The following is a 12211-nucleotide window of genomic DNA, read 5'->3' on the forward strand; positions in this document are numbered from 1 at the left end:
AAAAGCGGAAAAAATGAAACGGTTATCATTTTTATTGGTTCTCATTATCTTTTTGCAGGCCTGTTCTTCCCATCTGGAAAAAGAGTATGTCATTGTCCAGCCTGCCCATGCCGATACCACAGTGGTGCATGCTGCCCGCCAATTGCAAAACTATTGGGAAAAAATCACCGGCCGCCGGATTGCCATTATCCACCATACTCCCCGGAAAAGAACCGGGATTTTTCTGGGACATCAAATGGTTTTGCCTGCATACAATGATTCGGTGCGCAAGCTGAAAAAGGATGGTTTCATTATCGCTATTAACAAAAAAGGGATTTTCCTTGAAGGGAAAACCGGGTTGTCAACGCTTTATGCCGTAAACACATTTCTTGAAGAAAAACTGGGATGTATCAAACTTTCGAGTACGGAAGATTATATTCCGCATCACGACAGTATCCGTCTGGCTCCCGGATTTAAGAAATACAATCCGGCCTTCGATTTCCGTTGTGTTTATTTTCCGGGCGGAAGAAATCCGGCTTATCGCCAATGGTATAAGTTAAACTGGATTAATGTTTTCGGGATGTATGTGCATACTTTTAACAAACTGATACCGCCCAAAATTTATTTTAAAGAACACCCTGAATATTTCTCGCTGGTAAATGGCCGGCGGATGGAAGACGGCCAGCTTTGTCTGAGCAATCCCGCTGTTATCAAGCTACTTATCAAAAATTTAGGAGAGGCGATAAATAAAAAACCCGATAAAAAATACTGGTCGGTTTCGCAAAACGATGAATACAATTACTGCGAATGTCCTAAGTGTCAAAAATTGTACAAAAAATATGGTGCTGTTTCGGGGGCTTACATTGCAGCAGTAAACAAAGTGGCCAAAGCTTTTCCTGACAAAATTATTTCCACGCTGGCTTACCAATTTACCCGCAAAGCGCCCACGGGCATCAAACCTGATTCCAATGTGAACATCATGCTTTGTACAATTGAGTGCTCGCGTAGTAAGCCGCTTGACCAAATGGACGGTCCGCACAGTTTTTTCCACGACCTTAAAGACTGGAGCCACCTGACACACAACATTTATCTTTGGAATTATGTGGTACAGTTTAAAAACTACCTCTGTCCGTTTCCTAACTTTCCGGTGTTACAACCTAATATTCAGCTTTTTAAAAAATACGGCGCAAACATGATTTTCGAACAGGGCAGTGGCCGTTACTGGTCCGATTTAATGGAGCTGAAACAATATTTACTTTCGAAACTGGAATGGAACCCGGATGCAAATGTGGATTCGCTCGTTCATATATTTGTTCATGCCTACTACGGAAATGCCGCCAAATATATTCTCGATTACTACTACACGATGAACCGGGTAATGCAGCAACATAAAAACGACCAGTTTTTAAACATTTACGGTTTCCCGTCGGATTATACCGGTTCGTTTCTGTCGCCCCATTTAATGAATTATTACGAAGCCGTAATGGACAGCGCCGAGCAGGCTGTGGCCGGAAATCCGGTTCTGTTGCGCAGGGTAAAACGTACACGGCTTTCCGTGGATTTTGCCTGGGTTGACATAGCGGTAAACAGCCATTTTAAACAGATGCCGGCCATTATCGATTCCAGCGGGAAAAAGGTAATCAATCCGAAAATAATCCGGCTGCTTAACCGTATGGAACAGGTAGCCAAATCCGACCCGCGAATTTCTGTCCGAGAAAGGCATTTCAGCGTGTCGGACTACAAAAATTATGTGCTGAATAACCTGCGGCGTGAAATCATGCCAAATAAACTGGCACAGGCAACCGTTACGCTCGAAACAAAACCAAGTCCCAAATACCCGGTTGGCGGGGCAAAAGCGCTGACCGATAATTTGATGGGAGCGCTTGACTTTCATCACAACTGGCTGGGGTTTGAAGGCGATGATATGATTGCCGACTTTTACTTTAAAAAACCGGTCACCCTTTCTCATATCGAAATGAATTTTCTGAAAGCCATAAATTCGTGGGTGTTTTTACCTGTAAACGTAAAACTAGAAGTGTCGAACGACGGGAAACATTACCGTCTATTGCAGGAAAAGAAAGGAGATAATTCCGACCATAGTTTTCTGGTAAAAAGCGTACCTTTCAATTTCCGTTTTTCGCCTGTTAAAGTGCGTTATCTGCGTGTGGTAGCCACCTCCATGAAAACCTGCCCCCAATGGCACCGGGGTTACGGCAACCCTTCATGGATTTTTACAGACGAAATTATTGGCAATTAAAAAATGAAAAGATATTTGCTTTTATGGATTTTGTGGAGTGTGTTGCTTGCCAGTCCGGTGCTGGGGCAACAGCATTATCCGTTTCAAAATACAAAACTTCCTGTCGAAAAACGGGTGGATGATTTGCTGGGAAGGCTGACGCTAAAAGAAAAAACATCACTGTTGCTTTACAAAAACCCGGCTATTCCGCGGTTGGGAATTCCGGCTTATGTCTGGTGGAATGAAGCGCTGCATGGCGTGGCCCGGGCAGGAAAAGCCACCGTTTTTCCCCAGTCCATCGGTTTAGCGGCAACTTTTGATACGGCACTCCTACACAAGGTGGCGGTAGCCATTTCTGATGAAGCCCGGGCAAAACATGCAGCAGCAGTAGCTAAAAACAGCCGGGTACAGTATACCGGCCTTACGTTTTGGGCTCCTAACATTAACATTTTCAGAGACCCGCGTTGGGGCAGGGGACAGGAAACTTACGGCGAAGATCCTTTTTTGACCGCTTCTATGGGCGTGGCTTATGTAAAAGGAATGCAAGGCAGTAATCCCCGGTTTTTAAAGACATCCGTCTGCGCGAAACATTTTGCGGCATATAGCGGACCGGAGGCTGTTCGTCATCATTTTGACGCACTTCCCGATGAAGTTGATTTGCATGAAACGTATTTTCCGGCTTTTAAAACGCTGGTTCAACACGGTGTGGATGCCGTCATGTGTGCTTATAACCGGCTGGATAATTCTCCTTGCTGTGGCAGCCGCTATTTGCTGGATACGGTATTACGGCAAGATTGGGGTTTCCGGGGACATGTGGTTACCGATTGTTGGGCACTGGATGACATCTGGGCCCGGCACAAAGTAGTTGATAACCGGCTGGATGCTGCCGTGATGGCGGCCAAGGCCGGAGCGAACCTGAATTGTGGCTACCTGTATAAATATTTACCCGAAGCCGTTCAAAAAGGGTTGCTTACCGAAAAACGAATTGACACTTTACTGAAGCCTTTGTTGCGTACCCGTTTTAAACTGGGACTGATGGGAAACGATACCGAAAATCCGTATGCAACAATTAGAATGGACTCGGTTGCATGGAAAAAACACCGGGTGCTGGCTCGCCGCACGGCAGCAGAATCTATCGTCCTGTTGAAAAACAAAGATCACGTTTTACCCCTGGACCACAAAAAGCTGAAAAAGATATTTGTTACCGGACCGGCTGCTGCCGATATGCATGTGCTTATGGGAAATTACAGCGGAATTTCCGGAAATATGAAAACCCTTTTAGAAGGAATTGTACAAAAAGCCGGTACAGGTACAGTCGTAAATTATACTCAGGGCGCTTTTTGGAACGGAGCCGACCGGTTTAATGGTTTCTGGATAGCTCAACAGGCAGACGCGGTTATTGCCTGTGTGGGGTATTCGCCTTTTTTGGAAGGAGAAAACGGCGATGCCCTTTTGAATGATGATGGTGGTGACCGCAGGGTATTGCATTTGCCACAAAATCAAATTGATTTTATCCGGAAACTCAAAAAAAGTATTGGGGATATTCCGCTCGTTGTAGTAGTAACCGGCGGCAGTGCGGTAGCCATGCCGGAAATAGAAAAGCTGGCTGATGCCATTTTGTTTGTTTGGTACCCCGGAGAAGAAGGCGGCGATGCAGTAGCTGATGTTTTGTTTGGAGATTATAATCCGGCCGGAAGACTTCCGGTTACCTTTTACAAAACGGTAAAAGATTTGCCTCCTTTTGAAAGCTATGATATGACAGGACGTACTTATCGGTACTTTAAAGGAAAACCGGAATTTGCTTTCGGTTACGGACTGAGTTACACCACTTTTCGTTATTCCGGCTTGTCGGTTAAAAAACAGGGACAAAAGGTGATGATTCGTTTTACGGTAACCAACAGTGGGAATCGTCGGGGGGATGAAGTGCCGCAGGTTTACGTAAGAGAGAAAAGCGACAGCGGCCGGAATCCGATCAAATCATTGGTCGCTTTTACCCGGTGTAATCTAAAACCCGGAGAAAAAAAGGAGATTACCTTTTCTGTTCCCTATAAGCAGTTAAAACACTGGGATATCCGGCTCCACCGTTTTGTTTTGGACTCGGCGGTGTATATTTTCCAGGTGGCTGCCGCATCCGACGATGTCCGGCTGTCGGTGCCCATGACCATTCCCTGAAAAATTCTTTTGCAGGAAAAAGAACCTTTACTGAAAAACAATTAACTGTAATTCACTGTCTTCAATCCGGTTGTAAGTATGAATCCTGAAAAAATGCTAAACCGGCTTTCTTTTTCAAAAGAACACTTGCAGCTGAGAATGAAAATAATTACTTTTGTAGCGCAGCAGACGTTTGAAGCAAATGGCAAATGAGAAAGTTCTAATTTCCGGTATTGACTATAAAGTCAGGAAATTAATAGAGCAATACCGTTTGCTGGATGCCGAAAACAAACAGCTGAAAAACGAGGTGGCAGAATTGAAAAAAGAAATTGTGTCGCTTCAGGAACTGTTAAATAAAAAAAATAATGAGTTTTTAAAATTAACTTTGGCAAATGCCTTTGAAAGTAAATTCGGTGTTGAGAAAGGAATTCAGATAATTGATGAGTTGTTGGAAGAGATTGACCGGAGTATGGATGTGATTAGTAAATAATACGATTTTGCAGGATGCATTCTTAAATATTAAAGTGGTGATTGCCGGAAGGCCTTATAAGATGCGTGTACGGCGTGAACAGGAAGAAATTGTAAGGAAAGCGGCAGAATCTGTGGAAGAAGAAATCCGGAGTTTTGCCCATACCTATGAGCATCAGGACCAACAGGATATCCTGGCAATGATCGCCCTGCAAAATGCGGTGGGGATATTGGAATTGGAACAGAAAAAGGACTTTCGAGAAAAAGAAATGATGACAAAATTGCAAGAGATAGATGAAGTCCTAAGTCATCAATTGTCAGCAGAATAACGTTCTTTGTTGTAAGATATACCCGCATAATCTAATGTTTGTAAACTCAACACTACAAACTTTAGGGACAACGCTTAGCGGATCGTAGAACAGGCCTGATTACCCTCGTGGGATTTGCCTTCGGGCAGACACTGGACGTTCGAACATCCCGGCATCCCTAACCATGTTTTTCCGGAGTTTACTAAGACTCCATGATTATGCGGGTTTTTTTATGGAGGTATTTGCCACACAAACAACATGCTTATGGAAACAATAATTATTGACGCAGTGCTTGTGTTGGCGGGCATCGGTATCGGCGTGGCCGTTACTTATTACGTGCTCAAAAATGCCCTGCTCAAAAAAAGTAGGGCCATTCTTGAAGAAGCCAAGGAGAAAGCCGAAGTAGTGAAAAAAGAAAAAATTCTCCAGGCAAAAGAAAAATTTCTTCAGCTGAAAAGCGAACACCAGAAAATTATTGACGAAAAAAATCGAAATATCCAGAAATCGGAAAACCGGATTCGTCAAAAGGAAGCCACTTTAAATCAAAAACTACAGGAAACCCAACGAAAAAATAATGAACTAAACGCACTGAAAAACAATTTGAATGCCCAACTCGAAATCGTTAATAAAAAACAGGAAGAATTAAATAAACTTCACGCTGAAGAAGTTGAAAAACTGGAAAATATCAGTAAACTTTCGGCCCGCGAAGCCAAAGATCAGCTTATCGAATCATTAAAAGGCGAAGCCAAGGCGGAAGCCATGATGATGATTCGCGAAATTACCGAAGAAGCCCGTCTTACAGCCGAACGTAATGCCAAAAAAATTGTGGTGGAAACCATTCAGCGTACGGCTTCTGAGCATGCCATCGAAAACACGGTCACAGTCTTTAATATTGACAATGAAAATATAAAAGGCCGGATTATCGGCCGTGAGGGGCGCAATATTCGTGCGCTGGAATCCCTTACCGGTATCGAAATTATTATCGATGATACGCCGGATGCCATTTTGCTTTCCGGTTTTGACCCTATCCGGCGTGAAGTAGCCCGGCTTTCGCTTCAAAAGCTGGTCGCCGATGGCCGTATTCATCCGGCCCGTATTGAAGAAGTGGTAACCAAAACCAAAAAAGAAGTAGAACAGGAAATTCTGGAAACCGGTAAACGGACGGTAATTGACCTGGGAATTCACAACATGCATCACGAGCTTATCCGGCTGGTTGGACGGATGCGCTACCGCTCTTCCTACGGACAAAACCTGCTTTCGCACTCCATTGAAGTAGCCCGGTTAAGTGCTACCATGGCAGCTGAACTGGGATTGAATCCCAAAAAAGCCAAACGGGCCGGGTTGTTGCACGATATTGGAAAGATTGCCGAAAACGAAGCCGAATTACCTCATGCTTTGCTGGGTAAAAAACTGGCCGAAAAATACAAGGAACATCCCGATGTTTGCAATGCCATTGGCGCTCACCACGATGAAATTGAAATGGAAACACTGATTGCTCCCATTGTTCAGGTGTGTGATGCCATCTCTGGCTCTCGTCCGGGGGCACGTCGTGAAGTGGTAGAAGCATACATTCAACGGCTGAAGAAACTGGAAGAAATTGCACTGGGTTATCCGGGTGTTGTAAAAACTTATGCCATCCAGGCCGGTCGTGAATTGCGGGTAATCGTGGGAGCCGACAAGGTTTCTGACCAGCAGGCAGACAGCCTCTCGTACGATTTGTCGAAGAAAATACAGGAAGAGATGACTTATCCGGGGCAGATTAAAATTACCGTCATCCGGGAAACAAGAGCCATAAATTACGCCAAGTAATAAAAACCGAAAAAAAGATTAAAGCGGGTATCGAATCGGTATCCGCTTTTTTTATTACCGAAAAACAATATCATCAATCACCGGTTTTCCGGCTTTGGCATTCAGTTTTTCGATAATGCCCGATTTTTCCATGGATAATTCCTGACGCAGGGCAGGGGAGTCCAGGGTTACAAAAAGGGTTTTGTTTTTTACTTTCAGATGTTGGGTATGGGCTGCATATACGCCGCCAACTACCTGTTCCCATGAATCAATCAAAGTAGTTTCCAGTAATTTATCGTTAAAGCCATAAGCCCTGATCAGCTGTTCAATGGCTTCTTTCAGTGTATATTGATTGTCTCTTGTCATGTTAATTCACGGATTTTTTCAGGGGTTACTTCAAAAATTTTATGTGCAATATTGATTTTATCAAAAATGGCACGGATTCGTGATGGCTGGGTATCGGTAATAAAAACCTGACCAAAATTTTCTTCGCTGACCAGCTCTACAATTTGTGCCACGCGGTTTTCGTCCAGTTTGTCAAAGATATCATCAAAAAGCAAAATGGGTTTAAATCCTTTTTGCTGGCGCATATACTCAAATTGTGCCAGTTTTATGGCGATAACAAAGGATTTTTGTTGCCCCTGAGAACCAAATTTCTTTACCGGATAACCATTGATCAGCAGCAAGAGGTCGTCTTTGTGAATCCCTGTTGTGGTGTAACGTACAGCCAAATCGCGCCGTACCGATTCATTCAGTAATTCGGCAAGGGGTTTTTCCTGTAATGTGGATTTGTAAACAATTTCCACTTCTTCTTTTCCTTGTGAGAGGTAATGGTAATATTTGGAAAACAACGGATTAAACTCGTCAAAAAAGGCTTTTCGTTTTTTAAACAGTGATTCGCCGTATTGGATCAGCTTTTCATCCCATATTTTCAGCGAAAGCTCGTCAAAATAATGATGCTCGGCAAATTGTTTTAACAGCGTGTTTCTTTGCTGAAGTGCTTTGTTATATTCCAATAATCCGGCAAGATAAAACGTGTCAAACTGAGAAATTACACCATCAAGGTATTTACGGCGCACTTCGCTTCCGTCATTTATTAAATCACGGTCGTAGGGCGAAATCATCACCAAGGGAATTTTTCCGATGTGATCGGAAAGCCGGTCATAATCTTTTTTGTTAAACCGGAATTGTTTTTTCTTTCCGCGAGGCTGGATACAACTAACCCGATCTTCTACTTCATCCTGATTTTTGTAATAGCCATGTAATGCAAAAAAATCACGCTGATGCTGAATGTTTTGTGCGTCTACTGCATTGAAACAACTTTTGGTAAATGACAGATAATAAATGGCATCCAGCAAGTTGGTTTTGCCTACACCGTTGTCTCCCACAAAACAATTGATCTTTTCATTGAAAGATAAATCGGCCTCGGAGTGATTTTTAAAATGATTGATTTTCAATCGGGATAAAAACATCTTTTTTCGTTCATGATTAACCGTTCAAAAGTACAAAATAAGCGGTTTTACTACTTGGGATTTATTTCCTGAATTCGTCTAATGACATACTCAGGGTAAAGTAATTCGGCGATCCTGTCCGGTGATAGGTCGAACGGGAGTAATCAAAGCGGAAATGGGAAATCTTCAGTCCCAGTCCCCAGGAAAAACCGACCATCCCCACCCGTTGGGAAATACTCAGTTCTTTCCGGCGACGATAATTATACGAACCCCGCAAAACAAGGTGTTTGCCGATAAGCAGTTCTCCGCCAAAAACAAAATGACGCATCAGGTCGTCTGTAAATTCTGAAAATCCGGATTGTTTAACCGGTTCTCCGGTAATCGGGTCAATTCCTGCCGGCGGGCTTATCGAATCATAATAACTGACTTTCCATTGTTCGATGTGGTTATATACCAAAAAGAAGCGGAAAGGCATGTGTTCCAGGCGTTTGGAAAGCGACAAAGAGAGATTAAAGGGAAGGGGATAAGTGGGTGCTCCGGAAACATAGGGCTTTAATTGCAATCCGACATTGGCTGCGGTCAAAGAAAAGATCCAGTTCGTAGCACTTTGATAAGTTCCGGCAACATCCACGGCAAGTCCCACCGAATTATAGGTTTCGTAATAAGAATAGATGAATTTTCCAGTAGCCCCGATGGAAAAATGGTCGTTTAGTTTTCTTCCCCAACCCACATTGATGGCGTAATCGGCGGCGCTAAATGTTCCGCCGCGATTTCCCGAAGCATCAGCATAATCAAATTCGCCATAACTCATGAACTGAATGCCGAAAAGGAAACTTCCAGCTTTTTCAAAAGTGTGCGAAAACTGTACCAGCCCATAATTCAGCCCGGCAAAATAATTCACATAAGCCAGTGAAAAATCGTTGTTCATTTCCGGAGTAATCAGCGACGGATTTGCAGAAGCAATGTTAATATCGTTATCGTTAACGGCAGCCACATCAGTACCCAGTGCTGCAAGACGTGCGGTTACCGGTTCCTGTAAGAACGTAAATGCTTCAGTGCCGGAATTCTGTCCTGACACAGCATACGAACCGAACAGCAATAAAAAAGAAAGAAAGAAAAGAGTCTTATATTTCACGAATTTTTTAATACTGAAATAACGCCGGGTTATTTAAATTATTTTGATTGAGCAACAAACCTACAAAAATTCGTGAAACAAAAAGCCGTTATTGCTCAGAAGAAATCCTGGAAATTTTTTTTATTTTATAAGGTTTGATGTTATCCCGCATATAAATTCCCCGGATAAGGGTATCCAAAATTAATCCGGTGGAGATTAGATGAATCCCAATAAAAATAAACAAGACACCGAGAATGAGAATGGGACGCCCCCAAATATTCAATCCCAGTATTTTCTGGATCAACAGATAAAAAAGGATGATAAAACCGGCCAAAAAAGAGATGAAACCGGCAGAACCAAAGAGATACATTGGTTTTTGTCCGAATTTTCTGGAAAAGTTGATCAAAAGCAGGTCGGCAATTACTTTCAATGTCCGGTTAATTCCGTATTTTGATTTCCCGTGGATACGTGGATGATGTTTTACTTCGATCTGCCGGTAAGTAGCGCCTTCCATAGCGATGAACGAAGCCAGAAAACGGTGTTTTTCTCCATACAATTGCATCTCTTTTAAAATCTCGGCCCGGAACATTTTAATTCCGCATCCGTTATCGATGATGTTGGTACGGGTTACTTTTCGTACGATGTAGTTAGCAATACGCGAAGGAAGTTTCCGGGTAAAAAATTGGTCTGAACGCCGTTTTCTGATGCCCACCACAAAATCACACTTTTCTTCTTTTAAAATATCCAGCATTTTGGGAAGATCTTCTGCATCATTTTGCAGGTCTCCATCCATGGTGGCAATGTATTGGCCTTTTGCTTGGTCAATTCCGGCTTGTAAAGCAGCCGATTGCCCCACATTCTTTCTCAGTTCAATGAGTATAACATGCTGATTTCCGTACCGGCGGACCATAGATGCCGTACGGTCGGTAGATCCGTCGTCCACAAAAATTACTTCATAAGAAATTTTATTCTCCAGAAACTGTTGAATGTTCTGGATAAGCGGCTGAATGTTTTGTTCTTCGTTATGAATAGCGATTACAAGAGAGAGTTCTGTCATAATTATTTGATTTTTAGCAAATATATCTTTTTCAGCGTACTGTTTCGCGTTTTCGGATTCATAAAACGTAATGAAAGATTGGTTAACTTTTTGTACGGAAAGATATACTTTTGGGTGATTTCATGATTGTTTTGCTGTAAAATGGTTTCGTACCCCTTTTGGGTAGTGATGAGCCAGAAGGGGGTTTGGCTATTCAGCAAGTGAATAAGCTCTTCTTTACTTTCCACCATTTTTGATGCTGTTTTAGGATAAAAACAGGTTTCATATAACCCGTAATCGTAAGTATAAAGCGGTGTTTGAGGCTGTGCCAGCTTATCATAAAGCAACGAAGCCTGAATAGGACCATGATATTTCAGTGCCGATGGCATATACACCGTATTGGAGACAAAGGTCAGGGAAATGATGGAAATCATCAACGGGACAAGCAACTTCTGTAGCCGGGTTTTCAGTTGGAAAAGACTGAAAATCTGAAAAACAAGCAGCAGGAGCAGGGTTGCCCAGATTATCGGCTGATGGACAGGAAAGAAATAAAAAGCCGTTACAAAAATGACAGGCCAGGTAAGAAAAACAATGAGATTCCTGAAAATAAACAGGAGTTTCTGTGTTTTAATTTTTTGGTTCGTAGTCGAAATCTCATTGATAAAACGGGCGGTTACCATAGCAATGAACGGAATTGCCGGCAAAAGATAATGAGGCGACTGTTGGCTGGAAATGGAAACAACCAGCAAAAGAACCACAATGACGGAATAATTGTAAACCACTTTTGGGTTTTTCAGCTTAAAATGGTGCTGTGCCCATTGCCGGGCATCATTTACAAAAGCCGAAAAAGTATACAGCGACCATGGCAGAAAAATATAAGCCATAGTGTGTAAGCTAAAGAAATAATCGTGTTTAAAATGCGAATATTCTCCCCGTATCCGGTCAATGTTGTTAGACCAGAAATAAAATTTAATTCCTTCAATGCCAAATTGGTCGTACAAACCTTTTAAAACAGGAAATAAAATCAGCGCCAGAATGAGTATTCCGCCTATCCACTTGGGTGAGAAAAGGGTACGGAAGTCTTTTTTCATCAAAAGATAGCCGCCTATGGCTATCACCGGGACTACCAGTCCGATAAACCCTTTGGATATCATTGCCAATCCGATACCGATAAACCCGAGTATATAATTGACAAGTTTTCTTTTGTCGAGATATTCAGCAATCTGCCAGGTTCCAAAAATGATATTCGCCGTAAGCAACGCATCGGTATGCACATCCATATTGTACAAAAACATGGCTTCGCTAATACCATAAATCGCAGCCGCTATACGTCCTGTTTTTTCATCGTAAATCAGTTTTCCAAACCGGTAAACCGAATAGATTCCGAGCAGTGTAAAAAGTAAGGTGGGAATCTTAAAAGCCACGATAGAAACGCCAAAGAGATGGAAGAAAATAGCCCCCAACCAAAACAACAAAGGCGGTTTCTGTAAATATGGATGTCCGCAAATTTTCAGGTGTATCCAGTTTCCTGAATGAAAAATCTCACGGCTTACAGTGGCATATTTGGCGGAGTCGACAGTCGTTGCCGGAAATAATCCGGTGATATAAACCATAACCGCCAATGCAATTAAAATACCGTAAAGCCATTTTTGCTCTGCCTGGTTTTTGTTCATCATCTTT

The 12211-nt window shown here is 42.7% G+C and carries 10 protein-coding genes; 5 read left to right on the forward strand and 5 right to left on the reverse strand.

Features of this window, described 5'->3' with window-relative positions; all coding sequences use genetic code 11:
* The first annotated feature begins 13 nt into the window (after positions 1 to 13).
* The 5 genes from LA303_RS07245 (at position 14) to rny (ending at position 6951) form a co-directional block, all read left to right on the forward strand.
* Complete coding sequence (locus LA303_RS07245) at positions 14 to 2236, forward strand: DUF4838 domain-containing protein (RefSeq protein WP_240524622.1); 2223 nt, start codon at positions 14 to 16, stop codon at positions 2234 to 2236.
* 3 nt (positions 2237 to 2239) lie between these two features.
* The gene (locus tag LA303_RS07250; protein ID WP_240524623.1) at positions 2240 to 4387 is read left to right on the forward strand and encodes a glycoside hydrolase family 3 C-terminal domain-containing protein; all 2148 of its coding nucleotides are present in this window, start codon (positions 2240 to 2242) and stop codon (positions 4385 to 4387) included.
* 181 nt (positions 4388 to 4568) lie between these two features.
* Positions 4569 to 4856, forward strand: a complete 288-nt coding sequence (locus tag LA303_RS07255; RefSeq protein WP_240524624.1) for a hypothetical protein — start codon at positions 4569 to 4571, stop codon at positions 4854 to 4856.
* A gap of 7 nt (positions 4857 to 4863) precedes the next feature.
* Positions 4864 to 5163 (forward strand): cell division protein ZapA, encoded by a 300-nt coding sequence (locus LA303_RS07260; RefSeq protein ID WP_240524625.1) that lies wholly within the window; start codon positions 4864 to 4866, stop codon positions 5161 to 5163.
* Positions 5164 to 5400: 237 nt separating this feature from the next.
* Positions 5401 to 6951 (forward strand): ribonuclease Y, encoded by a 1551-nt coding sequence (gene rny / locus LA303_RS07265; RefSeq protein ID WP_240524626.1) that lies wholly within the window; start codon positions 5401 to 5403, stop codon positions 6949 to 6951.
* A gap of 54 nt (positions 6952 to 7005) precedes the next feature.
* On the opposite strand, the gene LA303_RS07270 is transcribed toward rny, so the two are convergent.
* The 5 genes from LA303_RS07270 to LA303_RS07290 form a co-directional block, all read right to left on the reverse strand.
* Positions 7006 to 7296, reverse strand: coding sequence for a DUF721 domain-containing protein (locus tag LA303_RS07270; RefSeq protein WP_240524627.1), 291 nt, complete (start codon positions 7294 to 7296; stop codon positions 7006 to 7008).
* Positions 7293 to 8402, reverse strand: a complete 1110-nt coding sequence (gene recF / locus LA303_RS07275) for a DNA replication/repair protein RecF (RefSeq protein ID WP_240524628.1) — start codon at positions 8400 to 8402, stop codon at positions 7293 to 7295. The genes LA303_RS07270 and recF overlap by 4 nt, the downstream gene beginning before the upstream one ends.
* Positions 8403 to 8463: 61 nt before the next feature.
* On the reverse strand, positions 8464 to 9516 hold the full coding sequence (gene porQ / locus LA303_RS07280) for a type IX secretion system protein PorQ (protein ID WP_240524629.1): 1053 nt from the start codon (positions 9514 to 9516) through the stop codon (positions 8464 to 8466).
* 88 nt (positions 9517 to 9604) lie between these two features.
* Entirely contained in the window at positions 9605 to 10552 is a 948-nt protein-coding gene (locus LA303_RS07285) for a glycosyltransferase family 2 protein (RefSeq protein WP_240524630.1), read from the reverse strand.
* 2 nt (positions 10553 to 10554) lie between these two features.
* Complete coding sequence (locus LA303_RS07290; RefSeq protein WP_240524631.1) at positions 10555 to 12207, reverse strand: ArnT family glycosyltransferase; 1653 nt, start codon at positions 12205 to 12207, stop codon at positions 10555 to 10557.
* Between the last annotated feature and the right edge of the window lie 4 nt (positions 12208 to 12211).

The organism is Candidatus Sulfidibacterium hydrothermale, assembly GCF_020149915.1.
Classification (GTDB): Bacteria; Bacteroidota; Bacteroidia; order Bacteroidales; family F082; genus Sulfidibacterium; species Sulfidibacterium hydrothermale.